This is a genomic window from Pseudonocardia spirodelae (assembly GCF_037727765.1).
GTDB lineage: Bacteria > Actinomycetota > Actinomycetes > Mycobacteriales > Pseudonocardiaceae > Pseudonocardia > Pseudonocardia spirodelae.
On record NZ_JBBJUP010000008.1, the window covers coordinates 85253 to 110317 of the forward strand.

A 25065-nucleotide genomic window follows, 5' to 3' on the forward strand; every position below is an offset into this window, starting at 1 on the left:
GCGGGTACGTTCCGGACATGTCCGACAGACCGAACACCCCGGGCCCGTCCCGGACCACCACCCGGCAGGTGACGGCCTGGCTGCTGGTCGCGGCGCTGGTCGCCGTCCCGCTGAGCTACCTGGTCGGGGTGGCCGGGCTCCGGGTCGTGACCGTGCTCGTCGTGGTGGCGGCGGTCCTCGGCGGGCTCGGGTTCTGGCTGCACCGGCGCACCCGCTGACGCGCCACGGGCGCCGGGCTGCTGGACTGCCGGGGTGCAGTACCGCCACGCGCCCGCCGCGAACCACGCGGCCCTCGACGCGGTGCTCGCCTCGGCGCCGGGCCGCCCGACGCTGCCGGTACGGCTGACCGTCGAGCTGGCCGGGCGCGGCCGGGAGCACCTGGGCCGGACGGGTGCGCTCACGGTCTGGGACCCCTGCTGCGGCGCCGGCGTGACACCGGCGGTGCTCGGCCTGCTGGTCCCCGGGCTGGCCCGCCTGACCGGCACCGACGCCGACCCGGCCCCGCTCGGTCTGGCCCGCCGCAACCTCGGGCTGCTCGACCCCGGCGGGCTCGCCGACCGCGCCGCGGAGCTCGACGCGCTGGCGGCCCGGCACGGCAAGCCCGGCTACGCCGGGGCCGCGGCCGCCGCGCGCACGCTGGTCCCCGCGAGCACCCCGTCCTGGACGGTCGCGGTCGCCGACGCCCGCGACACCGCGGCCGTCCGCACCGCGCTGGGCGACGCCGAGCCGGACCTCGTGCTGGCCGACCTCCCGCACGGCCGCGCGACGACCTGGGCCGACGCCCCGGGAGCGGGCGCCGACCCGGCACCGGAGCACGGGTTCCTCCGCGGCGTCGCCGCGGTGCTGCGGCCCGGCGCCGTCGTCGTCGCGGTCGGGCGGGGCCGGACGGTCGGGCTGCCGCCGGGCGTCCGCCCGCTCGAACGCCTCCGCGCGGGGCACCGGGCCGCCGTCCTGGTCCGGGCCGGGGCGCTGCAGGACCGCTGACCCCGCGACCGGGGAGTCACCGGGACGTCACCGGGTACGGGGGGGCGCCCTCAGGTGGTGGGGAGGCGGGCGTAGGCGTCGAGCAGCTGGTCGCGTGCGGTGACCAGGTACCCGGCGAGCTCGTCGGCGGCGTCGGCGCGACGGCCGTCGGCGAGCAGGGCCGCGATCTCCCCGTTGCGCGCGAGGTAGGGCTCGTGGAACTCCCGGACCCCGGGCATCCGCTGGAACACCAGGCGCATCTCGGCCAGCAGCCGTCCCATCTCCCGGTCCAGCCGCGGGCTGCCCGCCAGCGCGACGACGGCGCGGTGGAAGTGCTGGTTGGCGTCCGCGACCCCGGTCCAGTCGCCGGTCACGGCGGCACGGCGGCCGTACTCGAACGCGTCACGGACCGCGGCCAGCGCCACGGGGTCGGCGGCGCGCGGCCCGTGCCGCACCGCCCCGGGCTCGATCACCAGGCGGGCGGAGTAGACGTCGCGGATGTCGTCGGCGCCCGGGCGGGCGACGAACACGCCCCGGTTCGGGATCCGCACCAGCACCCGCTCCGCGACCAGCTGCGACAGCGCTTCGCGCACCGTGTTGCGCGAGACCTGCAGGGCCTCGCCGAGCGCCTGCTCGGGCAGCCGGGCGCCGACCCGCAGGCGGGCCTCGGCGACCTCGACGCGGATCCGGTCGGCGACCCGCTCCGCCGCCGGGACCACCACGGTGTTGGACGCGGCGAGGGAGGCCAGCGCGTCGCGGACACCGCCGGAGGCGGGGCTGTCGTCGGTCATGACATCTGATCCTAACGAGAATCGTGGAGTCTGGGGATTGCCGGATCGTTGAACAATCCTTCACACTCTCCCGACCAGCGATCGCACTCGAGCCCGAGGAGACGGCGATGAGCGAGCCGACGACCAGCCAGGAGGGGACGAGCCGCGGCGCCGTCACCCGCAGCGCGCTGTTGGGCGCGATGTTCCTGATGGCGACCAGCGCCATCGGGCCCGGGTTCATCACCCAGACCACCCAGTTCACCGCGCAGCTCGGTGCGGCGTTCGCGTTCGCGATCCTGGTGTCGATCCTCGTCGACGTCGCGATCCAGATGAACGTCTGGCGCGTCGTCGGGGTCTCCGGGATGCGTGCCCACACCCTGGCCAACCGGGTCGCGCCGGGCGCGGGCTGGCTGCTGACCGCGCTGGTCGTCGTCGGCGGCCTGGTGTTCAACGTCGGCAACGTCGCGGGCGCGGGCCTCGGGCTCGACGCGATGCTCGGGCTGTCCGCGCCGGTCGGCGGCGCGATCTCCGCGGCGCTGGCGGTCGCGATCTTCCTGATCCGGCGGGCGGGCGCGGCGCTGGACCGCATCGTCGTCGTGCTCGGCGTGCTGATGATCGGGCTCACCGGCTACGTCGCCGTCGTCTCCGGGCCGCCGGTCGGCGAGGCCCTGCGCCAGACCGTGCTGCCCGACCGCGTCGACTGGCTGGTCATCACCACGCTGATCGGCGGCACCGTCGGCGGCTACATCACCTACGCCGGCGCGCACCGCATGCTCGACTCCGGGCTGTCCGGCCCCGAGAACGCCGGACGGGTCGCGCGCAGCTCCGTGCAGGGCATCCTGGTCACCGCCGTCATGCGGGTGCTGCTGTTCCTGGCGATCCTCGGCGTGGTCGCGGGCGGGGTGGACCTGGCCGGGTCGGCGAACCCGACCGCCACCGCGTTCGGCGCCGCCGCCGGCGAGATCGGGGTGCGGCTGTTCGGGCTGATCCTCTGGGCCGCCGCGATCACCTCGGTGATCGGCGCCGCGTACACCTCGGTGTCGTTCCTGACCGCGAAGGACACCGCGCCGCGCACGGTCAACCTGCTGACCGTCGGCTTCATCGTGGTCAGCACCGCGGTGTTCCTGCTCGCCGGCGCCGCCCCGGTCACGCTGCTGATCTTCGCCGGGGCCTTCAACGGGCTGATCCTGCCGATCGGGTTCACCATCCTGCTGTGGGTGGCCTGGCGCCGCCGCGACCTGCTGGGCGGCTACCGCTACCCGCGCTGGCTGCTCGGGATCGGCGTCGCCGGCTGGCTGGTCACGCTGTTCATCGGGTACCAGTTCGTCGCCGAGAACGTGGGGAAGCTGCTGTGAGCGCGACCGTCGACCTCAACGCCGACCTCGGCGAGTCCTACGGCCAGTGGACCCTCGGCGACGACGACGCCATGCTCGGCCTGGTCACCTCGGCCAACGTGGCGTGCGGATTCCACGCGGGCGACCCCTCCACGCTGCGCGCCACGACCACCGGCGCGGCCGCCGCGGGCGTCGTCGTCGGCGCCCAGGTGTCCTACCCCGACCTGCGGGGCTTCGGCCGCCGCTTCCTCGACGTCGAGCCCACCGCGCTGACCGACGACGTCGTCTACCAGATCGGGGCGCTGGAGGCGCTCTGCCGCGTGGCCGGGACCCGGGTGCGCTACGTCAAGCCGCACGGGGCCCTCTACAACGCGACGCGCACCCACACCGCGCAGGCCCGCGCCGTCGTCGAGGCGGTGCGCGCCTACGACCCGTCGCTGCCCGTGCTCGGGCTGCCCGGCTCGGCGCTGCTGGCCGAGGCCGAGCGGGCCGGGCTGCGCGCCGTCGGCGAGTTCTTCGTCGACCGCGGCTACACCCCCGAGGGCGGGCTCGTGCCCCGCCGGGAGCCCGGCGCCCTGCTCGACGACGCCGGCGCCGCCGCCGAGCGGCTCGTCCGCATGATCGGCGACGGCGTCGTGCGGGCGGTGGACGGCACCGACGTCGCGGTGCGGGCCGAGTCCGCCTGCGTGCACGGCGACTCCCCCGGCGCCGTCGCGATGGCGCAGCGGGTCCGCGACGAGCTGGCCCGCGCCGGTGTCGGCGTCGCCCCCTTCGTCGCCGCACCCGCCGGGACGGCGTCGTGACCACCGGGACGGGGACCGACCTGCTGCTCCCGAGCGAGGCCCGCGCACGGTTCCGGGCCGGGCTGTCGACGCCGACCTCGGGCTGGTGCGCGGGCTGGACCCAGGCGAACCTGATCTCCGTCCCGCGGGCGCACGCCTGGGACGTCCTGCTCTTCGCCCAGCGCAACCCGCAGCCGTGCCCGGTGCTGGAGGTCCTGGAGCCCGGTGAGGTGTCCGGCGAGCTCGTGGCCGGCGACATCCGCACCGATCTGCCCGGCTACCGCGTCCACCGCGACGGCGAGCTGGTCGACCGGCCGACCGACGTCACCGCGTACTGGCGCGACGACCTGGTCTCCTTCCTCATCGGCTGCAGCTTCACCTTCGAGAACGCGCTGCTCGCCGCCGGTGTCCCGGTCCGCCACCTGGCCCTGGGCCGGAACGTGCCGATGTACCGCACGACCCGGCGCTGCCGCGACGCCGGCCGGCTGTCCGGCCCGCTCGTGGTGTCGATGCGCCCGGTGCCGGCCGCGCTGGTGGACACCGCGGTCGCGACGACCGCGCGGTACCCGGCGGTGCACGGCGCCCCGGTGCACGTCGGCGACCCGGCCGCGCTGGGCATCGCCGACCTCGACGCCCCGGACCACGGCGACGCCGTCCCGGTCGCCGAGGGCGAGGTGCCGGTGTTCTGGGCGTGCGGGGTGACCCCGCAGGCCGCGGTGCTGGAGTCGCGGCTGCCGTTCGCGATCACGCACGAGCCGGGCCAGATGCTGGTGACCGACGCCCGCGACACCGAGTACCTGGTCTGAGACATGATCGGGGCATGACGAACGACCCGCACGCCTGGCTCGAGGACGTCACCGGTGAGAAGCAGCTGGACTGGGTGTCACAGCGCAACGACCGGACCACCGCGCGGCTGACGGCGGCACCGCTGTTCGCCGAGCTGGAGGCCGGTGTCCGGGAGGTCCTCGACTCACGCGACCGGATCCCGTTCGTCACCGCCCGCGGCGGGCACTACTACAACTTCTGGACCGACGCCGAGCACCCGCGCGGCCTGTGGCGGCGCACGACCCCGGAGTCCTACCGCAGCGCGGACACCGAGTGGGAGGTGCTGCTCGACGTCGACGCGCTCAACGCCGCGGAGGGCGAGAACTGGGTCTGGCACGGCGCCCGGTTCCTGCGCCCCGACCTCGACCGCGCCCTGGTGGACCTGTCCCGCGGCGGCGCCGACGCCGACGTCACCCGCGAGTTCGACCTGCCGACCCGCAGCTTCGTCGAGGGCGGTTTCGCCCGCCCCGAGGCGAAGGGCGGCATGAGCTGGATCGACCGCGACACCGTCTACGTCGCGACCGACCTCGGCGAGGGCACCATGACCACGTCGGGCTACCCGCGCACCGTGCGCCGGCTGCGCCGCGGCGAGCCGCTGGAGTCCGCGGAGCTCGTGTACGCCGGCGAGGAGACCGACCTGTCGGTGTCGGCGTTCCGCGACCACACCCCCGGCTTCGAGCGCGACTTCCTGCGCCGGGCGCTGGCGTTCTACGCCGACGAGCTCCACCTCATCGGCGAGGACGGGTCGTTCACCAGGATCGACGTGCCCGACTCGGCCATGACCGACGTGCACCGCGAGTGGCTGACCGTGGAGCTGCGCGAGGACTGGGGCGAGTTCCGGGCCGGGTCGCTGCTGGGGGCCCGCTTCGACGACGTGCTGGCCGGCACCCCGGACTGGGAGGTCCTGTTCTCCCCCACCGACTCCTCGTCGCTGGCCGGGTACACCTGGACACGCCACCACCTGGTGCTCGACGTGCTGGAACACGTCGTCGACCGGCTCGTCGTGCTCACCCCCGGCCCGGACGGCTGGACGCGCGGCACGTTCCCCGGGGCACCGGAGTTCGGCAGCGTCTCCGTCTCGGCCGTCGACGCCGACGAGAGCGACGACGTCTGGCTGATCGTGACCGACTACCTCACGCCGTCGACGCTGTCGATCGCCACGGTCGGCCCGGACGGCACCGCACCGCAGCCCCTGCGCAGCGCGCCCGCCTTCTTCGACGCCGACCGGCACGTCATCGAGCAGCACTTCGTGACCAGCGACGACGGCACCCGCGTCCCGTACTTCCTGGTCCGGCCGGCCGACCTGGCGTTCGACGGCACCGCCCCCACCCTGCTCTACGGCTACGGCGGCTTCGAGATCCCCATGACGCCGGGCTACTCCGGCGGCATCGGCCGGTCCTGGCTGGAGCGCGGCGGCGTCTACGCGGTGGCGAACCTGCGCGGCGGCGGCGAGTACGGGCCGCGCTGGCACCGGGCCGCGCTGCGCGAGAAGCGGCCCCGCGCCTACGAGGACATGGCCGCCGTCGCCCGCGATCTGGTCGGGCGCGGCATCACCTCGGCCGCGCACCTGGCCGTGCAGGGCGGCAGCAACGGCGGGCTGATGGCCGGGAACATGCTGGTCCGCTACCCGGAGCTGTTCGGCGCGGTGGTCATCCAGGTGCCGCTGCTGGACATGAAGCGGTACTCGCACCTGCTGGCCGGGGCATCGTGGGTCGCCGAGTACGGCGACCCCGACACCGAGGACTGGGAGTTCATCCGGGGCTTCTCGCCGTACCACCTGATCGACGCCGACGCCGGCTACCCGCCGGTGATCGTGCTGACCTCCACCCGCGACGACCGGGTGCACCCCGGCCACGCCCGCAAGTTCACCGCGGCGCTGGAGGAGGCCGGCCACGACGTCACCTACTACGAGAACATCGAGGGCGGGCACGGCGGCGCCGCGGACAACGCGCAGGCCGCGCGCATGTCGGCGCTGGCGTACGCGTTCCTGTGGGAGAGGCTCGGCTAGCCTCGGCGGGCGTGAGCGACGTCGTGATCCGGGTCCGGGGCGAGCACGAGACCGAGGTGCCCGCCGAGCGCGGCACCGCGCACGTCGTGGTGCACGCGCAGGGCCCCGAGCCGGGCCCGGTGCGCGACCGCGTGCAGGCCGCGGCGACGGCGGCGCTGGCCGGGGTGCGCCCGCAGCTCGACCCGGACGCCGGCCCGGTCCGGCGCCTGGTCGTCGACCAGGTCCGCACCTCGGTCCGCCAGCCCGTCCACAAGGGACGCCCGCGGCCGCCGGTGCACCACGCGTCGGTGTCGCTGTCGGTGGAGTTCGACGACGTCGCCCGGCTCGGCTCCTGGCTGTCGGAGCTGGGCGGGATCGACGGCGCCGAGGTCCGCGGCATCACCTGGGACCTCGCCGACGGGCACCGCCGCGAGGTGGAGCGCGCCGCCCGCCAGGACGCGGTGCGCCGGGCCCGCGAGCGCGCCCAGGACTACGCCGACGCCCTCGACCTGGGGCCCGTCGCGGCGCGGTCGGTCGCCGACGTCGGCCTGCTCGGCGGCCGTGCCGCCCCGATGGCGGCCCGCGCGTTCGCCGCCGCACCGGCCGGGGACGCCGAGGGCGACCTGGGCGACCTGCTCGCCCCGGACGACGTCACCGTCCGGGCCGAGGTGGAGGCCGAGTTCGTCGTCGCCCGCTGAGGCTCAGCCCTCGCGGGCGGCGATGTCGCCGTGCTCGGTGCGCAGCTCGCGCTTGAGGATCTTGCCGCTGGGGTTCTTCGGCAGCGACCCGGCGAACACGACGTACTTCGGCCGCTTGTAGCCGGCGAGCTTCTCGCGGGCGTGCGCGTCGACCTGCTCGCGGGTCAGCGTCACGCCGTCCTTCGGGACGACGACCGCGGTCACCGCCTCGATCCAGTGCGGGTGGCTCACCCCGAACACGGCGACCTCGGCGACGCCCTCGAGCAGGTAGAGGGCCTCCTCGACCTCGCGGGACGCGACGTTCTCCCCGCCGGTCTTGATCATGTCCTTCTTGCGGTCGACGACCGACAGGTGCCCCTCGGCCGTCATGACGCCCAGGTCGCCGGAGTGGAACCAGCCGCCCCGGAACGCCTCGGCGGTCTTCTCCTCGTTGCGGTAGTACCCGAGCGTGACGTGCGGACCGCGGTGCACGATCTCGCCGACCTCGCCGGGCGGGACCTGCTCGTCGTTCTCGTCGACGACGCGGGTCTCCATGTTCAGCGACGCGCGCCCGGCCGACCCGGCGTGCGACAGCTGCTGCTCCGGGCGCAGCAGGGTCGCCAGCGGCGAGGTCTCGGTCTGGCCGTAGAAGTTCCACAGCCGCACGTCCGGCAGCCGCCGGGTGAGCTCCTGCAGGATCTCCACCGGCATCGCGGCCGCGCCGTAGTAGCCCTTGCGCAGGCTGGACAGGTCGGTGGTGTCGAAGTCGGGGTGGCGCAGCAGCGCGATCCACACCGTCGGCGGGCAGAACAGCTTGGTGACCTTCTCCCGCGCGATCGTCGCGAGGATCTCGGCGGGGGCGGGCGCGGGCAGGATGATGCTGGTGGCGCCGAGGTAGACGTCGACGGAGAAGAAGCAGTCCAGCTGCGCGCAGTGGTACATCGGCAGCGAGTGGAGCTCGACGTCGTCGTGCTCCATGCCGCCGTCGACGACGCAGGACACGTACTGGGTGATCAGCGAGCGGCTGGGCAGCATGACGCCCTTGGGGCGCGACTCGGTGCCCGAGGTGTACATGAGCCGCAGCGGGTCGTCGTCGGCGACGTGGACGTCGCGCTCGCCGGGGTCGCCGTCGCCGCCGATCCAGGAGTCCAGGTCCACCCAGTCGCCGGTGACGGGCGGCCCCGACAGCCCGATCCGGGCGAGCACCGTCGCCGGCTCGGCCGACTGCGCGAGCGCCTTCTCCCCGGTCGCGAGGAGCGCGTCCTCGACGACGAAGGCCCGCGCCCCGGAATGGTCGAGGATGAACGCGATCTCCTCGGCGTTGAGCATGAAGTTGACCGGCACGAGCACGACGCCGAGGCGCGCGGTCGCGAAGACCAGCACACCGAACTGGTGGCAGTTGTGCGACAGCAGCGCCAGCCGGTCGCCCTTGACCAGGCCCGCCCCGGCGAGCGCGGCCGCGCACCGGTTCACCGCGGCGTCGAACTCGGCGAAGGTCCAGCGCACGTCCCCGTCGACGACGGCGGTCTTGTCCGGGTGGCGGATCGCCGTGCGGTGCAGCAGGTCACCGAGCGCGTGCCGGCGGGCACGACCGATCGCCGCGGTGGTCTGCTCGCTGAACTCCGAAGCGCCGTTGCTCATGCGCGCATCCTGCCCGAGCCCGTCCGGACAGTCACGCGCGTCCGGATCCGGCCGCGAGCCCGGCGAGGGTGCGCAGCTGGCGGCGCATCATCACCAGGTCGCCCCAGGCCGTCGCGGTCGCGAGCAGGCGCCGCAGCCGGGTGTCGGCGGCCATGTCGAGCCGGGCGACGAGCCTGCTGCGCCCGGGCCCGTCCGGCAGCACCCGGTAGGTGCAGGCGTACGGGCCGGTGACGCGGTTGCCGCCGGCCGCGGTGATCTCGACGCCGTCGACCACCCCGGTGATCCGGAAGATGAGCAGGAACCGCTCACCGGGCACGGGCGGGGCGAGCCCGAGCAGCCGGCGCGGGCTGCGCCGTCCGAGGTTGTCGACGAGGTCGTAGCTGTAGGGCGCGACGCGCAGCTGCCCGAGCCACGGCCACACCGCGGGCGCCCCGGCGGCGACGTCGACCGCCCGCACCATCCGGCGGGACGGGGCGGGCACGTGCGCGCCGCACGGGTACGCCGCGGCCACCTCGTCGGGACGGGCGTTCCACACCCAGGGCAGCCGCACGCGGCCATCGTCGGCCACGGGACCGCGGCCCGCCCGCTCAGCCGTCGGAGGCGGCGTGCCCCGCCGTCGCGGCGCCGGTGTCCGACGGCTCCCCGACCGGGACGCACACCCCGGTCGGCTCGTCGCGCCCGCGCAGCGTGACCGGGTCCCCGTGCTCCCAGCGGCGCGCCTCGGGCCCCGCCGCGTCGACGGCGCGGGCGGCCGCCACGACCCGCCCGGGCACCGACTTCGCCAGCTCGGTGAGCCGGGCGGCCTCGTTCACCGGGTCGCCGATCACCGTGTACTCGTAGCGGCGCGGGTCGCCGATGTTGCCGGCGACGGCGTCGCCGGCGGAGACGCCGATGCCCGCCTCGATCTCGGGCATCTCCTCCGCGAGCCGCGCGCCGAGGCAGCGGGCGGCGGCCAGCGCGGCGCCGGGGGCGTCGTCGAGACCGAGCGGGGCGCCGAAGACGGCCAGCGCCGCGTCGCCCTCGAACTTGTTGATCCAGCCCCCGGACTGCTCGACGCACTCGACGACGACCCCGAAGAAGCGGTTCAGCACCGCCACGACCTCCTCCGGCGGGCGGCGGGCGGCCATGGTCGTCGAGCCGACGAGGTCGACGAACAGCACGGCGACCGGCCGGACCTCGCCGCCGAGCCGGATCTCGTCCCCGCGGGCGGACGCGGCCTCGGCGACGTCGCGCCCGACGTGGCGGCCGAACAGGTCACGGATCCGCTCCCGCTCCCGCAGGCCCTCCACCATGCTGTTCGTCCCCGCCTGCAGCTGCCCGAGCTCGGTGTTGTCGTACACGGGCACGCGCACGTCGAGCTCGCCGTCCTGCACCCGGGCCAGCGCGCGGCGCACCGTGAGCACCGGGTCGGCGATGGCGCGCGCCGCGCCGATGGTGGTGAGCAGGCCGGCCCCGATCGCGGTGCCGCCCAGCGCCAGCATGGTCACGCCGAGCTGGGTGGGCGACGCGTCGCCGAACACCAGGGCGACCAGCCCGGCCAGCATCAGCCCGGAGATCGGGACGGCGGTGCCCAGCGCCCAGAACCCGACCGAGCGCAGCATCACGCCGGTCACCAGCCGGCGTCGCCTCGGCGGGCGCCCGGACAGCACGCGCGCCGCCGCGCGCCGCAGCATCCGTTCGACCAGCAGGTAGGACAGCGCCGACGTCGTCACGCCGCCGATCAGCACGGTGGCGGTGACGGAGAAGCCCAGCCGGCCGGAGTAGCGCAGGTTGAGGAAGCAGAACAGGACCGCCGCGAGCACCCACAGCAGCGCGACCATGGACGAGATCCGGGCGGGCGCGCGGAGCACCAGCCGTCGTTCCTCCTCCTCCGGGTGGCGCGAGGAGCGCCCGACCGTCAGCCGCCGACGGCCGAACAGGATCCCGACCGGGACCGCGACCAGCAGGTAGCCGCCCAGCACGGCCAGGTTGACCAGCCGGATCTCGACGGCGTCGAGCAGCCGCTCGCGCGGCAGGACGAACGCCGCGATCACCAGCACGACGGCGGCGCCCCCGATGTTCGCGGCGGCGACGACGAGGGCGAGCAGCGCGCGGACAGGCAGGCCCACGACCGGGCGGCCGCGACGGGCGGGTCGGCGATCGGTCACGACCGCGGATCCTAGGCCGGACGGGTGATCCGCGCGGGTGGAGACCCGATCTCCACCCGGGGTCGGCCCGCGGGTGGATCCGCCGCGGGGGCCGCCGGGGGACCGTCGACGGGTCCGATCCGCCACGTCCGGAGGCCCGCATGAGCACCACGACGACACCGCACGCGCCGCGTCCGACGGCCGCCGCCCCGGCCCGGCGGACCGTGGTGCGCGACATCGTCCTGTCCCTGCTGGTCGACGCGGCGCTGCCGTACCTGGTCTATCTGGTGCTGACCGCCCGCGGCATGTCCGACGTCGCCGCACTCGCCTGGTCGGCGCTCCCGCCGGCGCTGCACGTCGCGGTGCAGGCGGTCCGGCACCGGCGGGTGGAACCGGTCGGGGTCGTCGTCCTGGTCACCGTCGCGGCCGGGCTGGCGACCTCGCTGCTCACCGGGGACGCGCGTCTCGCCGTCGCCCGCGACGCGGTCCAGAGCATCGGGTTCGCGCTGCTGCTGGGCGGGTCGCTGCTGCTCGGGCGACGGCCGCTGGTGTTCCACGTGTGCCGCTTCTTCGGCCGCGCGCAGCGCCCGGACCTCCCGGAGCTGATGGAGCGCCAGTGGGCCGCGAACCCGGTGTTCCGGCGGACCCTGCGCCGGGCGACGGCCGTGGCCGCGCTGGCGATGGTGGCCGAGGCGGCGCTGCGGGTCACGCTCGCCTACACCCTGGCCCCGGTGGTGGCCCTGCCGATCCTGTCGGTGCAGTCGGTCGTGGTGTGGACGGCGCTGTCGGCGCTGCTGGTGGTCGCCGTCAGGCGGGCGGTGCGGGCGGGGGCGTGAGCTCGGGCAGCGCGCGCAGCCGTTCCAGGTCCGCGGCGACGGCGGCGGCGTCGGCCTCGAACGCGGCGTCCGGCGCCCCGGGGGTGCGCCGGACGCCGAACACCACCTCGGCACCGTCGGGGTGCGGCACGACCCGCATCGGGTTGTGGAACCGCCGCCCGTCGGCGGTCAGCACCTCGTGGTCGAGCACGCCCCACGGGTTCTCCGCGGCGAACCGGATCTCGATCTCGCCCAGCGGGCCGCCGGGGACGAGCCAGCAGCCGTCGCGCTCGACGACGCGGTCCCCGACCCCGGCCGCCCACCGGGGCAGGTTCCGCGGGTCGCGGGCGACGGCGTAGACCGTCGCCGGCGGGGCCGCGACCACCACCGACACCCAGCGGGTCCCGCTCACGCCCGCAGCCCCGCCAGCCGCTCGGCGGCGCGTTCCAGCACGTCGTCGCGCTTGCAGAAGGCGAAGCGGACGTAGGGCCGGTACGCCTGCGCCCCCGCCGCGGAGGGGCAGAACACCGACACCGGCACCGCGGCGACCCCGCACAGCTCCGGGAGCCGCCAGGCGAGGTCGACGCCGTCCTCGACGCCGAGCGGGCGCGGGTCGGCGACGACGAAGTAGGTGCCGCGCGGGGTGAGCACGTCGAACCCGGCCGCGCGCAGGCCCTCGCTCAGCAGACCGCGCTTGCGGGTGAGGTCGGCGGTGAGCCCGGCGTAGTAGTCGTCGCCCAGCGCGAGCGCGGAGGCCACGGCGGGCTGCAGCGGCGCGCCGCCGTGGAAGGTGAGGAACTGCTTGACCGCACGCGGCGCGGCGACGAGCTCCGGCGGGCCGTGCACCCAGCCGACCTTCCAGCCCGTCACCGAGAACGTCTTGCCGGCCGAGGAGATGGTGAGGGTGCGGTCGGCGAGGCCGGGCAGGCTCGCCATCGGGACGTGCTCGGCGTCGTCGAACACCATGTGCTCGTAGACCTCGTCGGTGACGACGACCGCGTCGTGCGCGGTCGCGAGCTCCCCGATCCGGGTCAGCTGCGCCCGGGTGAGGACGGCGCCGGTCGGGTTGTGCGGGGTGTTGACCAGCACCACCCTCGTGCGGTCGGAGAACGCGGCGGCCAGCTCGTCGTCGTCGAACCCGAAGGCGGGCGGGTGCAGCGCGACGGTGCGCAGCGTCGCCCCGGCCAGCGCGACGGACGCGGCGTAGGAGTCGTAGGCGGGCTCGAACGCGACGACCTCGTCGCCGGGCCCGCAGAGCCCGAGCAGGGTGGCGGCGATCGCCTCGGTCGCCCCCGTGGTGACGACGACGTCGGCCGGGTCGACCGTCCGTCCGTACCAGCGGCGCTGGTGCTCGGCGACGGCCTCGCGCAGCGCGGGGACACCCGGACCGGGCGGGTACTGGTTCAGGCCGCGCTCGGTGATGTTGGCGGCGGCGTCGGTCAGCAGGGTGGCGGGCCCGTCGGTGTCGGGGAAGCCCTGGCCGAGGTTGATCGCCCCGGTCTCGACCGCCAGGCGGGAGATCTCGGTGAAGATCGTCGAGGTGAACGGGCGCATGCGCTCGACCAGCATGGCCCGACCCTACGGAACGCCCCGGTGTGCGGGGGGCGCAGTTCCTGATCGAGGCGCTGCGCTGCCCCGTGCCGGCCCGCGCGTGCGGTGGGTTCCACCGCCGGCCGGGCGAGCTACCGGTGTGCGAGGGGGATCAGTCGAGCCCGCGGACGATGTGCGTCTCGTCGTCGTGCTCGTCGATCTCGGTGCGGGTGTCGGTGTCCATGACTGCCTCCTGGAAACGGCGGATGACGAATGGTGGACGTAGTAGAGGACGTCCGTCATCGCAAAAACGTTGCTGTACCGGCCTGTGGACCGATCCAGAACCACCCGACCGGGTGAGTGGGACCTCCCCACCCGGTCGGGTCGTCGTGGTGCACGTCCCCGGTCTACCCGCCGATCCGGCCGACGAGGTGGACCTTTTCCACGTCCTTGGCGCTGCGCAGGGCCAGCCCCCACGCGCCGTCGGCGCCGTGCGACGTGACGAGCTCGGCGCGCGCCGGCAGCAGCACGGGCTTGCGGAACACGACGTCGTAGGTGCAGGCGTCGGGCACCCGCCCCTCCAGTGCCGCGGCCGCGTGCGCCGCGGTCCACATGCCGTGCGCGATGGCGCGGGGGAAGCCCATCGCCCGCGCCGTCAGCGGGTGCAGGTGGATCGGGTTGACGTCGCCGGACACCGCCGCGTAGCGCCGCCCGATGTCACCGGGGACCCGCCACAGCGCGCCCGCCGGACCGGTCGGCACCGGGGGCTCGGGGATGTCCGGCCCGGCCGCGCCCTCGGGGGCCCTCGCCCCGCGGGCGAGGTAGGTGCTGCGCCCGGACCACACCGTCTCCCCGCCGGCGGAGACCTCGCCGATCAGGTCGACCTGCGCGCCCTTGGGGTGAGGGGTGAACCGGTCGGCCCACACCCGCACGTCGAGCGTCTCGCTCGGAGCGACCGCCCGGTGCACGGTGATCCGGTTGGCGACGTGCACCAGCCCGGGCAGCGGCAGCGGGAACGACCGGCCGGCCATGAGCACGACCTGCAGCGGGAACGTGAGCATGTGCGGGTAGGTCACCGGCAGCGCGGTGCCGACGCGGAACCCGCAGACGCGGGCGTAGTCGGCCAGGTGCGCCGGGTCGACCGTCACGCCGCGGCGGACCAGCTCGGTCGCGGGCAGCGACCGGCCGGTGCCGCCGGGCAGCGCGGCCCGGGCCGCCGCCGAGGCGTAGTACGGCCCCAGCGACGGCGGCCCGGCCAGCTCGGTGACCGTCCGCTGTGCGACGGCGGTCATCAGGCCCCCAGCATCGACTGGCCGCAGACGCGCACGACCTGGCCGTTGAGCCCGCCGGACTCGGCGCGCCCGAACCACCCGATCGCCTCGGCGACGTCCACCGGGAGCCCGCCCTGCTTGAGCGAGTTGATCCGGCGGCCGCCCTCGCGGGTGGCGACGGGCATCTTCGCCGTCATGTCGGTCTCGATGAACCCGGGCGCGACGGCGTTGATCGTCGCCCCGCGCTCGGCGAAGCGCGGGGCCAGCGCGCGGACCATCCCGATCACGCCGGCCTTGGAGGCGGCGTAGTTGGTCTGGCCGCGGTTGCCCGCGATGCCCGACTGCGACGACACGCAGACCACGCGGCCCGCCTCGTGCAGCGGGGAGCCCTTCGCCAGCAGCGCCTCGTTGATCGTCAGCTGGGCGCCCAGGTTGACGGCGAGGACGGAGTCCCAGCGGTCGGAGGTCATGTTCGCGAGCAGCTTGTCGCGGGTGATGCCCGCGTTGTGCACCACGACGTCGACGCCGCCGTGGCGGTCGGCCAGGTGGCCGAGCAGCCGGTCGGCCGCGTCGGGGGCGGTGATGTCGAGCTGCAGCGCGACGCCGCCGGTGCGGTTCGCGGTGCGGGCCAGCCCCTCCCCGGCCGCCGGGATGTCGACGGCGACGATGCTCGCGCCGTCGCGGGCCAGGGTGTCGGCGATGGCCGCGCCGATGCCCCGGGCCGCCCCGGTGACGACGGCGACCCGCCCGGCCAGCGGCTGCTCCTCGGCGCGCGGGTCGTCGACCTCGCCCGGCTCGCGCGGGGTGCCCACCGGCGCGGACACGTGCGCGACCTGCCCGTCGACGTAGGCCGAGCGGGCCGAGAGGAAGAACCGGACCGAGGAGTCGATCGCGGCCGGGGTGACGTCGGCGGCGACGACGAGCAGGTTCGCCGTCGCGCCGAACCGCAGCTCCTTGCCGATCGAGCGGACGAGACCGTCGAGCGACTGGGCGACCGCGGCCGCCTCCGCACCGGACGCCTCGCCCGGCTCGGCGCCGATGAGCAGCACCCGGCCCGAGGGGCCGAGCCGCTTCACCGCGGGGGTGAGGAGCTGCTGGGCGGCGGCGAGGTCGGCCAGCGTCGTCGCCCCGGACAGGTCGAGGACGACGCCGTGCAGCTTCTCCTCGCCCGCCGCGGCGAGCGCGGGCACGCCGTGGCTCTCGACGAACGCGGTGACGGCCTTCGCGAAGCGGCCCTCCCCCACCGACGCGACGAGGACGGGTCCCGCCAGCAGCGGGTCGCCCGGCCGGTGCCGGCGCAGGGTCGGCACCGTGGGCAGTCCCAGCTGCTTGGCGATTCCGGTGTTGGACAGGGTGGCCAGGAGATCGCTCATGCCTTCTTCGCCTCCAGGATCGCGACGACGCCCTGGCCGCCGGCGGCGCAGATCGAGATCAGGCCGCGCTGGTCCTTCTTCTCGGTGTCGGCCTTCTCCCGCAGCAGCTTCGCGAGGGTGGCGACGATCCGCCCGCCGGTCGCGGCGAACGGGTGCCCCGCGGCGAGCGAGGAGCCGGCGACGTTGAGCTTCGTGTCGTCGACGGCGCCCAGCGGCGCGTCGAGGCCCAGGCGCTCCTTGCAGAAGCGCGGGTCCTCCCAGGCCTTGCGCTGCACGCACACGACCGAGGCGAACGCCTCGTGGATCTCGTACAGGTCGAAGTCCTGCAGGGACAGGCCGTTGCGCTCGAGCATCCGCGGGACGGCGAACACCGGCGCGGTGAGCAGCCCGTCCGGGCCGTGCACGTAGTCCACGGCCGAGGTCTCGGCGTCGACGACGTGGGCCAGCACCGGCAGCTTGTGCTCGGCGGCCCACTCGTCGGAGCCGAGCAGGACCAGGGCGGCACCGTCGGTCAGCGGGGTCGAGTTGCCCGCGGTCATGGTGGCGTCCGGGCCCTTGCCGAACACCGGCTTGAGCTTCGCGAGCTTCTCGACCGAGGAGTCGGCGCGCAGGTTGTCGTCCCGGGTCAGCCTCAGGTACGGCGTGACCAGGTCGTCGAAGAAGCCGCGGTCGTAGGCGGCGGCCAGGTTGTGGTGGCTGCGCGCGGTCAGCTCGTCCTGCTCGGTGCGGCCGATGCCCCACTCCAGCGCGGTGCGCGCCGCGTGCCCACCCATCGACAGGCCGGTGCGCGGCTCGGAGTTCTCCGGGATGTCCGGGACGATCTGGCCCGGCCGCAGCTGCCCGACCAGCTTGAGCCGGTCCACCGCCGTCTTCGCGGCGTTGAGCTTGACCAGCACGCGGCGCAGGTCGTCGTTGAGCGCGATCGGCGCGTCGGACGCGGTGTCCACGCCGCCGGCCACGCCGGACTCGATCTGGCCGAGCGCGATCTTGTTGGCGACGGCGATGGTCGCCTCGAGGCCGGTGCCGCAGGCCTGCTGCACGTCGTAGGCCGCGGTGGCCGGGTCCAGCCGGGAGCCGAGGACGGCCTCGCGGGTCAGGTTGAAGTCGCGCGAGTGCTTGAGCACGGCGCCGGCCACGACCTCGCCCAGCCGCTCGCCGGCCAGCCCGAAGCGGGCCACCAGACCGTCGAGCGTGGTGGTGAGCATGTCGAGGTTGGAGGCGCTCGCGTAGGCACCGTTGGCCCGCGCGAACGGGATGCGGTTGCCGCCGATGACGGCGGCGCGCCGGGTGCTGGCTGGCATGGGGGTCGTCCCTCCTACGGATCGGTCCCGCCCCACCCGATCGGGGTGGCCGCGCTGCGCGCGGCCCCCGGCGGGCGGAGCATCGGTTCGTGGTGCTCGTCGCGACCACGGGGTAGCCGGTACTCAAGGTACACGGTACTATGGGTTTCGTGAAGGTCGGACGGGACAAGCGCGACAGCCGCTGGGACGCCCACCGCGAGCAGCGGCGGGTCGCCCTGGTCGGCTCGGCCATCGGGGCCATCCGCCGCGAGGGCGCGGGTATCGGCATGGACGAGATCGCCGCGTCGGCCGGCACCAGCAAGACCGTGATCTACCGGCACTTCGGGGACCGGGCCGGCCTCTACACCGCGATCTGCGAGTCGGTGGCCGGGGTCCTGCTCGCCGAGGTCCGGCGGGCCACCGCCGAGGCGTTGTCGGACTCCGGGCGCGGCCCGCGCTCCGCGGTCGCCGCCGGCATCGACGCCTACCTCCGGCTGATCGAGATCGACCCGGAGCTCTACCGGTTCGTCGTCCGCCGCCCGCTGCTCACCCAGGGCGCCGGCCGGCGCGCCCCGGCCACCACCGACGGCGGGCACGACCCGGTCAACGACCTGGTGACCGTGATCGGCGACGAGGTGGCGGCCGTGATCGGCGGCACCCTGACGACTACCGGCGAGGGCCCCGGCCACACCGACGACCACACGGACGACGCCGACCGGCGGGCCGCGGCCCGCATCTGGGGCCACGCGGTCGTCGGACTCGTCCGCGGCGCGGCCGACGACTGGCTCGCCCGCCCCGACGGCACCCCGCGGGAGCGGATCGCCGCCCATCTCACCGACCTGGCCTGGTCCGGACTCTCCGGCCTGGCATCGCACGTGCAGGAGGTTCCGCAGTGAACGCCCAGACCCGCACCCTGCCCACCCCCGACCGCATCCCGGCGGAGACCCTCCGCACGGTCGTCGACGGCCGGTGGGCCCGCGTCCGACAGGAGACCCGCGAGCAGCTCGCGGCCAACGCCGACATGCGCGCCGACCCCGACCTCTCCTCCGCGGACTACCGCGCCCGCATCACCGACTCGCTGAAGTTCCTGACCTCCTCGGGCCGCCCGCACACCGGGTTCGACCCGGCCGTCGGCGGCGAGGGCGACGTCGGCGGCGTCGTCACCGCGTTCGCCATGCTCGCCTACGGCGACCTGTCGCTGCTGGTCAAGGCCGGGGTCCAGTGGGGCCTGTTCGGCGGGGCGGTGCAGGTGCTCGGCACCGAGCGCCACCACGAGCAGTACCTGCGGAAGATCATCGACGGCGAGCTGCTCGGCTGCTTCGCGATGACCGAGTCCGGCCACGGCTCGGACGTGCAGCACCTGCACACCACCGCGACCTACGACGCCGCGGCGGGCGAGTTCGTCGTCCACACCCCCTACCCGCAGGCCCGCAAGGAGTACATCGGCAACGCCGCGCGCGACGGCCGGATGGCGGTCGTGTTCGCCCAGCTGATCACCGGCGACGAGCGGCCCGGGGTGCACGCCTTCCTGGTGCCCCTGCGCGACAACGACGGCCGGCCGCTGCCGGGCGTGCAGATCGGCGACGACGGCCGCAAGGCCGGGCTCAACGGCGTCGACAACGGACGGCTGGCCTTCGACCACGTCCGCATCCCGCGCGAGAACCTGCTCAACCGCTTCGCCGACGTCGCCGAGGACGGCACGTACTCGTCGGCGATCGAGAACGAGACCGCCCGGTTCTTCACCATGCTCGGCACGCTGGTCCGCGGCCGGATCTCGGTCGCGGGCGGCGCCGGCGGGGCCGCGCAGAAGGCCCTGGCCCTGGCCGTGCGCTTCGGCGAGCGGCGCCGCCAGTTCGCGAACCCGGCGACCGGCGAGGAGATCGCCGTCCTGGACTACCTGGCCCACCAGCAGAAGCTGCTGCCCGCGCTGGCGACCACGTTCGCCCTGCACTTCACCCAGGACGACCTGGTGAAGCGCATGCACGACGTCCAGGCCCCGGGTGCGGGCCCGGTCGGGGCCCGCGAGCAGCGCACCCTGGAGCAGTCCGCCGCCGGGATCAAGGCGATCGCGACCTGGCACGCCACGCACACCATCCAGACCTGCCGGGAGGCCTGCGGCGGCGCCGGCTACCTGGAGGAGAACCTGCTGCCCGCGCTCAAGGCGGACACCGACGTGTTCACGACCTTCGAGGGCGACAACACGGTGCTGCTGCAGCTGCTGGCCAAGGAGCTGCTGTCCGACTACGGCCGCACGATCAAGAAGGGCAACCCGCTCGAGATCGCGCCGCTGCTGGGCCGTCAGCTCGCCGGGGTGCTCGCCGAGCGGACCGGGGCCGCGTCGCTGACCCGGCGCCTCCCGTTCCGCGGGATCGACCTGACCGACCGCAGGCGCCGTCGCGAGCTGCTGGCCGTGCGTCGCGAGGACACCCTCGCCGCCACGATCCGCAGCCTCGCGCCCGCGATGCGCCGGGGCGCCGACGAGTTCGCCGTGTTCAACTCCGCGCAGGACCTGCTGCTGGTCGCCGCGCGGGCGCACGTCGACACGCTCGTCGAGCGGTCCTTCGCCGACAAGCTGGCGACCGTCGACGACCCGGCGGTGCGCGGCCTGCTGGAGCGGGTGTACGACCTGCACGTGCTGAGCGTGATCGACCGCGAGCGGGCCTGGTACCTGGAGACCGGGCGGCTCACCGCGGCCGAGTCGCGATCGATCCGGCCGGTGGTCAACGGGCTGTGCACCGAGCTGCGTCCGTACGCGCGCACGCTGGTCGACGCCTTCGGCGTCCCGGAGGAGTGGCTGGCCTGCCCGATGCTCGACGACGAGGCCTGGGCGCCCGCGCCGGGCCGTCCGGCCCAGCCGCTGGCCGACCAGGTCGAGGCGGGCTGACCGCAGCGGTGGCCGCCGGGCTCCGGTCCGGCGGCCACCGCCGTCCCGAAACCTGGACATCTAATATCCGGGATGTGTAGTGTCCGGGTCATGCGGATGGGGCAGGGAGTCGAGTGGGCACTGCACTGCTGCCTGAACCTGGCCTGGGTCGGCGCGCCGGTGCCCGGGGCCCGGCTGGCCGGCCACTACGACCTGCCCGCCGCGTACCTGAACAAGCAGCTGCAGGCGCTGGTCCGGGCCGGGATCTGCGACTCGGTCCCCGGGCCGCGCGGCGGCTTCCGGCTGGCCCGCGAGCCCGGCGCGGTGTCGCTGCTCGACGTCGTCGTCGCGCTGGAGGGGCCGGAGGAGGCGTTCCGCTGCACGTCGATCCTCGGCGCCGCCCCGGGCGGCGACCCCGCCGCCGACTACTCCGGCAGCTGCGCGATCTCGCTGTCCATGCGCTCGGCCGAGCTGGCCTGGCGCCGTGAGCTGGCCGCGCGCTCGCTGGCCGACGTCGCCGCCGACGTCGTCCGCCACGCCCCGGACGCGCCGCAGCGCGTGCGGGCCGCACTCGCACCGTGACCGACACGAGGGAGAACGCCGTGGAACCGCGCATCACCCGCCCCTACGCCCACGTCCCGGAGAGCTACCGCGCGCTGGCCGCGCTGGAGGCCTCCACCCGCGACGACGACGCCCTCCCGCACGCCGTGCAGGAGCTGGTCCGGCTGCGGGCCTCCCAGCTCAACGGCTGCGGGTTCTGCGTCGACATGCACTCCCACGACGCGCTGGCCGCGGGCGAGCGCACCGAGCGGCTGTTCGCCGTCGCCGCGTGGCGGGAGGCGCCGTGGTTCACCCGCCAGGAGCGGGCCGCGCTGGCGCTGACCGAGGAGGTCACCCGGCTCGCCGACCGGCCCGACGCCGTGCCGGACGCCGTCTGGGACGAGGCCGCCGCCGTCTTCGACGAGCCGGCGCTGACCCTGCTGGTCGTCACGATCGCGACGATCAACGCCTGGAACCGCATCAGCGTCGCCACCCGGCAGGTCGCGGGCAGCCACCGGCGGGCCACGACCCCGGCCTGATCACACTCGGGTGGCGCCGGCGTCGCGGCGGGCGCACCGTTGTGATCGGGTGGGACCGACCGTCCCGATGCAGCAGCAGGACAGCAGTGAGGTGTGCCGTGAGCGTTTCCCCGATCCATCCTCCGGTCGACGACGAGGAGCCGGAGCTCCGCGTCACCGGACGGAAGACCGCGGCCGCGGGGGCCACCGCGGTGGCGGTGTCGATGAAGCGCTCGCTCGCCGAGCAGGGCGTGGTGAAGACCGCGAAGAACCTGCTGTCGATGAACCAGGTCGACGGGTTCGACTGCATGAGCTGCGCGTGGCCGGACCCGGCCCCGGGCGAGCGGCACACCGCGGAGTTCTGCGAGAACGGCGCGAAGGCGGTGTCCTGGGAGGGCGACCGCCGGCGCGTCACCCCGGAGTTCTTCGCCGAGCACTCGATCGACGACCTGCGCGGGCGCAGCGCGCACTGGCTGGAGAGCCAGGGGCGGCTGACCCACCCGATGGTCCGCCGCGCCGGCGGCACGCACTACGAGCCGATCTCGTGGGACGACGCGTTCGGCCTGGTCGGTGAGCACCTGCGGGGGCTCGCGAGCCCCGACGAGGCGGTGTTCTACACCTCGGGCCGCGCCTCCAACGAGGCCGCGTTCGTCTACCAGCTGTTCGCCCGCGCCTACGGCACCAACAACCTGCCCGACTGCTCGAACATGTGCCACGAGTCGACCTCGGTCGGGCTCGCGGAGGCCATCGGTGTCGGCAAGGGCTCGGTCTCGCTGCAGGACATGCACGACACCGACCTGATCGTGATCTCCGGGCAGAACCCGGGCACCAACCACCCGCGGATGCTGTCCGCGCTGGAGATCGCGAAGAAGAACGGGGCACGGATCCTCGCGGTCAACCCGCTGCCCGAGGCCGGCCTGTTCAAGTTCGACAACCCGCAGACCCCGCGCGGCATGGCCGGCCTCGGCACCCACCTGGCCGACGAGTTCCTGCAGATCCGCAGCGACGGCGACCTCGCGCTCTGGCAGGCGTTCGGGCACCTGCTGCTCGCCGCCGAGGACCGCGCCCCCGGCACCGTGCTCGACCGCGACTTCATCGAGCGCCACACCGACGGCTTCGAGGCCTACGCCGCGCACGTCAAGGACCTCGACCGCGACGCCGTCGTCGCCGCGACCGGGCTCGAGTGGGGCGCCATCGAGCGCGCCGCGGAGATGCTCGCGACCTCGGAGCGGATCGTGAACTGCTGGGCGATGGGCATCACCCAGCACCGCAACGCCGTCGCGACCATCAAGGAGATGGTCAACGTCACCCTGCTCCAGGGCATGATCGGCAAGCCGGGCGCGGGCCTGTGCCCGGTCCGCGGCCACTCCAACGTGCAGGGCGACCGCACGATGGGCATCTGGGAGAAGGTCGCCGACAGCTTCCTCGACTCGATCCGCGACGAGTTCGGCTTCGAGCCGCCGCGCGAGCACGGCTACGACTCCATCGCCTCGGTCCAGGCGATGGCCGAGGGCCGCGCGTCGGTCTTCGTCGGCCTCGGCGGCAACTTCTCGCAGGCCATGTCCGACACCGGCGTCACCGAGCCCGCGCTGGAGCGGTGCGCGCTCACCGTGCAGATCTCGACGAAGCTGAACCGCTCGCACCTGGTCGCGGGCACCGACGCGCTCATCCTGCCCGCGCTCGGGCGCACCGAGAAGGACCTGACCGGCGGCCGGGTGCAGCGGATCACCGTCGAGGACTCGATGTCGGCGGTGCACGCCTCGCACGGCCGCTCCGAGCCGGCGAGCGAGCACCTGCGCTCCGAGGTCGACATCCTGTGCGGCATCGCCCGGGCCACGCTCGGCGCGGACCACCTCGTCCCCTGGGGCGACTTCGCCGCCGACTACGACCGCATCCGCGACCGGATCGGCCGCGTCGTGCCCGGCTGCGAGGCCTACACCGAGAAGGTCGCCCGCTCCGGCGGGTTCACCCTGGCCCACCCGCCGCGCGACAGCCGGACCTTCCCGACCGACTCCGGCAAGGCGGAGTTCACGGTCAGCCCGCTGCAGGTCGCGACGCTGCCCGAGGGGCGGCTCGTGCTGCAGAGCCTGCGCAGCCACGACCAGTTCAACACCACGATCTACGGCCTGGACGACCGCTACCGCGGCATCCACTCCGGCCGCCGGGTCGTGTTCATCTCCCCCGCCGACCTGCGCGAGCTCGGGTTCGCCGACGGCGACCGGGTGAACCTGGTCGGCGAGTGGACCGACGGCGTGGAGCGGCGCGCGGACGACTTCCGGCTGGTGTCCTACTCGACGCCGAAGGGCTGCATCGCCGCGTACTACCCGGAGACCAACCCGCTGATCCCGCTCGACTCCTTCGCCGAGGCGTCGCGCTGCCCGACGTCGAAGTGGGTCGTCGTGCGGCTGGAGCCCGCCACGGCGTGACCGTGGTCACCCGGCCGATGAGGCCGGGCCGGAATCGTCGTCACCCCTCGTGAGGTTGCACCGTTCGGCCACACGAGGGGGGACACACCGGTGACCACCACTGCCGTCGCGGCTCCGAGCCGGGTGCGGATCGCACTGATCCTGGGCGCGCTGATCGCGCTCGGACCGCTGACCATCGACACCTACCTGCCCGCGCTGCCCGACGTCGGACGCGACCTGGGCGCGTCCGAGCCGGTCGTGCAGCTGACCCTGACCGGGACGCTGGCCGGGCTCGCGCTCGGCCAGGTCCTGATCGGCCCGCTTTCCGACGCGTGGGGCCGCCGCCTGCCGCTGCTCGCGGGCACCGCCGTGCACGTGCTCGCCTCGGCTCTCGTCGCGCTCGCGCCGAGCATCGAGGTGCTCGCGGTGCTGCGGGTGCTGCAGGGCGTCGGGGCCTCGGCCGGGGCGGTGATCGGCCTCGCCGTGGTGCGGGACCTGTTCACCGGGCGCGCCGCGGCGACCATGCTCTCGCGGCTCATCCTGGTCATGGGCGCCTTCCCGGTGCTCGCCCCGACCCTCGGCGCGGCCCTGCTGAACTGGGTGTCCTGGCGCGGGGTGTTCCTGTTCCTGGCCGGCTACGGCGTGGTCATGCTGGCCGTGGTGACGGCCGGCCTGCCCGAGACGCTGCCGCCGTCGCGACGCCGGTCGGCCCGGTTCGGGCCGACGCTGCGGACCTACGGCGGGCTGCTGCGCGACCGGACCTTCGTCGGGCTCGTGCTCGTCGCCGGGCTCGCGATGGGCGCGCTGTTCAGCTACGTCTCCGGTGCCGCGTACGTCTACCAGCAGCAGTTCGGGATGGACCAGCAGACGTTCGGGATCGCCTTCGGCGCGGGCGCGATCTGGCTGGTCGTCGGCACCCAGCTCAACCCGGTGCTGCTGCGCCGGTTCGAGCCGCGGCAGGTCATGACCGTCGCCGTCGCGGCCGGGGTGGCGGTCGGCGCGGTGCTCGCGCTGCTCACCGTCACCGGCACCGGCGGGCTGCCCGCCGTGCTCGCCGGGGTGTGGTCGCTGCTGCTGGCGTGCGGGTTCGTCCTGCCCAACGCCCCGGCGCTCGCGCTGGCCCGGCACGGCGAGTCCGCCGGGACGGCGTCGGCGCTGCTCGGGTCGCTGCAGTTCGGCCTCGGTGCCGCCACCTCCCCGGTGGTGGGGCTGCTCGGCAACGACGCGGCCGGGATGGGCCTGGCCATGTTCGGCGCGATCGCGCTCGCCGGGATCGCACTGGTCGCCGTCGTCCGGCCGCGGACGCTGCCCGACGTCAACGACGATCCCGCCATCGCTTGACCTGAACTCAGCTTCACCTCCTAG

At 74.8% G+C, this 25065-nt stretch carries 23 protein-coding genes; 14 read left to right on the forward strand and 9 right to left on the reverse strand.

What is annotated here, in order from left to right:
• The first annotated feature begins 17 nt into the window (after positions 1 to 17).
• Together WJX68_RS11710 and WJX68_RS11715 are read left to right on the forward strand one after the other, a co-directional pair.
• The gene (locus tag WJX68_RS11710; RefSeq protein WP_340289530.1) at positions 18 to 218 is read left to right on the forward strand and encodes a hypothetical protein; all 201 of its coding nucleotides are present in this window, start codon (positions 18 to 20) and stop codon (positions 216 to 218) included.
• A 34-nt stretch (positions 219 to 252) separates the two neighbouring features.
• Positions 253 to 984, forward strand: a complete 732-nt coding sequence (locus WJX68_RS11715) for an rRNA methyltransferase (protein WP_340289532.1) — start codon at positions 253 to 255, stop codon at positions 982 to 984.
• A 50-nt stretch (positions 985 to 1034) separates the two neighbouring features.
• Here the strand turns inward: WJX68_RS11715 and WJX68_RS11720 are convergent, their stop codons facing one another.
• Positions 1035 to 1754 (reverse strand): GntR family transcriptional regulator, encoded by a 720-nt coding sequence (locus tag WJX68_RS11720; protein ID WP_340289535.1) that lies wholly within the window; start codon positions 1752 to 1754, stop codon positions 1035 to 1037.
• 107 nt (positions 1755 to 1861) lie between these two features.
• Here WJX68_RS11720 and WJX68_RS11725 point away from each other — a divergent pair, with 107 nt between their 5' ends.
• The 5 genes from WJX68_RS11725 to WJX68_RS11745 are packed head-to-tail and all read left to right on the forward strand — an operon-like array spanning position 1862 to position 7359.
• Positions 1862 to 3088, forward strand: coding sequence for an NRAMP family divalent metal transporter (locus WJX68_RS11725; RefSeq protein ID WP_340289538.1), 1227 nt, complete (start codon positions 1862 to 1864; stop codon positions 3086 to 3088).
• Positions 3085 to 3870 carry a LamB/YcsF family protein gene (locus WJX68_RS11730; protein WP_340289541.1) on the forward strand — a complete coding sequence of 262 codons (786 nt, stop codon included), beginning with the start codon at positions 3085 to 3087 and terminating at the stop codon, positions 3868 to 3870. The genes WJX68_RS11725 and WJX68_RS11730 overlap by 4 nt, the downstream gene beginning before the upstream one ends.
• Before the next feature lie 23 nt (positions 3871 to 3893).
• Positions 3894 to 4655 (forward strand): putative hydro-lyase, encoded by a 762-nt coding sequence (locus WJX68_RS11735; RefSeq protein ID WP_340289937.1) that lies wholly within the window; start codon positions 3894 to 3896, stop codon positions 4653 to 4655.
• Entirely contained in the window at positions 4652 to 6682 is a 2031-nt protein-coding gene (locus WJX68_RS11740) for a prolyl oligopeptidase family serine peptidase (RefSeq protein ID WP_340289940.1), read from the forward strand. The genes WJX68_RS11735 and WJX68_RS11740 overlap by 4 nt, the downstream gene beginning before the upstream one ends.
• 11 nt (positions 6683 to 6693) lie before the next feature.
• A complete protein-coding gene (locus WJX68_RS11745; RefSeq protein WP_340289544.1) occupies positions 6694 to 7359 on the forward strand; it encodes an SIMPL domain-containing protein in 666 nt (221 codons plus the stop codon).
• 3 nt (positions 7360 to 7362) lie between these two features.
• On the opposite strand, the gene WJX68_RS11750 is transcribed toward WJX68_RS11745, so the two are convergent.
• The 3 genes from WJX68_RS11750 to WJX68_RS11760 are packed head-to-tail and all read right to left on the reverse strand — an operon-like array spanning position 7363 to position 11126.
• The gene (locus WJX68_RS11750; RefSeq protein WP_340289547.1) at positions 7363 to 8979 is read right to left on the reverse strand and encodes an acyl-CoA synthetase; all 1617 of its coding nucleotides are present in this window, start codon (positions 8977 to 8979) and stop codon (positions 7363 to 7365) included.
• Positions 8980 to 9010: 31 nt separating this feature from the next.
• Positions 9011 to 9529 carry a polyketide cyclase gene (locus WJX68_RS11755; RefSeq protein WP_340289549.1) on the reverse strand — a complete coding sequence of 173 codons (519 nt, stop codon included), beginning with the start codon at positions 9527 to 9529 and terminating at the stop codon, positions 9011 to 9013.
• 37 nt (positions 9530 to 9566) lie between these two features.
• Positions 9567 to 11126: an adenylate/guanylate cyclase domain-containing protein gene (locus tag WJX68_RS11760; RefSeq protein WP_340289552.1), complete on the reverse strand. Its 1560-nt coding sequence runs from the start codon at positions 11124 to 11126 to the stop codon at positions 9567 to 9569.
• A 140-nt stretch (positions 11127 to 11266) separates the two neighbouring features.
• Between WJX68_RS11760 and WJX68_RS11765 the strand changes: the two genes are divergently transcribed.
• The gene (locus WJX68_RS11765) at positions 11267 to 11941 is read left to right on the forward strand and encodes a VC0807 family protein (RefSeq protein WP_340289555.1); all 675 of its coding nucleotides are present in this window, start codon (positions 11267 to 11269) and stop codon (positions 11939 to 11941) included.
• Here WJX68_RS11765 and WJX68_RS11770 read toward each other — a convergent pair.
• The 5 genes from WJX68_RS11770 to WJX68_RS11790 form a co-directional block, all read right to left on the reverse strand.
• Positions 11913 to 12332, reverse strand: a complete 420-nt coding sequence (locus WJX68_RS11770) for an SRPBCC family protein (RefSeq protein WP_340289558.1) — start codon at positions 12330 to 12332, stop codon at positions 11913 to 11915. The two genes, WJX68_RS11765 and WJX68_RS11770, sit on opposite strands and share 29 nt — an antisense overlap.
• A complete protein-coding gene (locus WJX68_RS11775; RefSeq protein ID WP_340289561.1) occupies positions 12329 to 13489 on the reverse strand; it encodes a pyridoxal phosphate-dependent aminotransferase in 1161 nt (386 codons plus the stop codon). Before WJX68_RS11775 ends, WJX68_RS11770 begins: the two co-directional genes overlap by 4 nt.
• A gap of 368 nt (positions 13490 to 13857) precedes the next feature.
• Positions 13858 to 14742, reverse strand: coding sequence for a MaoC family dehydratase (locus tag WJX68_RS11780; RefSeq protein WP_340289564.1), 885 nt, complete (start codon positions 14740 to 14742; stop codon positions 13858 to 13860).
• On the reverse strand, positions 14742 to 16094 hold the full coding sequence (locus WJX68_RS11785; RefSeq protein ID WP_340289567.1) for a 3-oxoacyl-ACP reductase: 1353 nt from the start codon (positions 16092 to 16094) through the stop codon (positions 14742 to 14744). The genes WJX68_RS11780 and WJX68_RS11785 overlap by 1 nt, the downstream gene beginning before the upstream one ends.
• A complete protein-coding gene (locus WJX68_RS11790; protein ID WP_340289570.1) occupies positions 16091 to 17395 on the reverse strand; it encodes an acetyl-CoA C-acetyltransferase in 1305 nt (434 codons plus the stop codon). The genes WJX68_RS11785 and WJX68_RS11790 overlap by 4 nt, the downstream gene beginning before the upstream one ends.
• Positions 17396 to 17535: 140 nt before the next feature.
• Here WJX68_RS11790 and WJX68_RS11795 point away from each other — a divergent pair, with 140 nt between their 5' ends.
• The 6 genes from WJX68_RS11795 (at position 17536) to WJX68_RS11820 (ending at position 25041) form a co-directional block, all read left to right on the forward strand.
• On the forward strand, positions 17536 to 18270 hold the full coding sequence (locus tag WJX68_RS11795; RefSeq protein ID WP_340289573.1) for a TetR family transcriptional regulator: 735 nt from the start codon (positions 17536 to 17538) through the stop codon (positions 18268 to 18270).
• Complete coding sequence (locus WJX68_RS11800; protein ID WP_422785694.1) at positions 18267 to 20258, forward strand: acyl-CoA dehydrogenase family protein; 1992 nt, start codon at positions 18267 to 18269, stop codon at positions 20256 to 20258. Before WJX68_RS11795 ends, WJX68_RS11800 begins: the two co-directional genes overlap by 4 nt.
• Before the next feature lie 90 nt (positions 20259 to 20348).
• A complete protein-coding gene (locus WJX68_RS11805) occupies positions 20349 to 20819 on the forward strand; it encodes an RrF2 family transcriptional regulator (RefSeq protein ID WP_340289576.1) in 471 nt (156 codons plus the stop codon).
• 20 nt (positions 20820 to 20839) lie between these two features.
• Positions 20840 to 21316: a carboxymuconolactone decarboxylase family protein gene (locus WJX68_RS11810; protein ID WP_340289947.1), complete on the forward strand. Its 477-nt coding sequence runs from the start codon at positions 20840 to 20842 to the stop codon at positions 21314 to 21316.
• 98 nt (positions 21317 to 21414) lie between these two features.
• Positions 21415 to 23721 (forward strand): FdhF/YdeP family oxidoreductase, encoded by a 2307-nt coding sequence (locus WJX68_RS11815; protein WP_340289579.1) that lies wholly within the window; start codon positions 21415 to 21417, stop codon positions 23719 to 23721.
• A gap of 90 nt (positions 23722 to 23811) precedes the next feature.
• Positions 23812 to 25041, forward strand: coding sequence for a multidrug effflux MFS transporter (locus WJX68_RS11820; protein ID WP_340289582.1), 1230 nt, complete (start codon positions 23812 to 23814; stop codon positions 25039 to 25041).
• Positions 25042 to 25065: the final 24 nt, after the last annotated feature.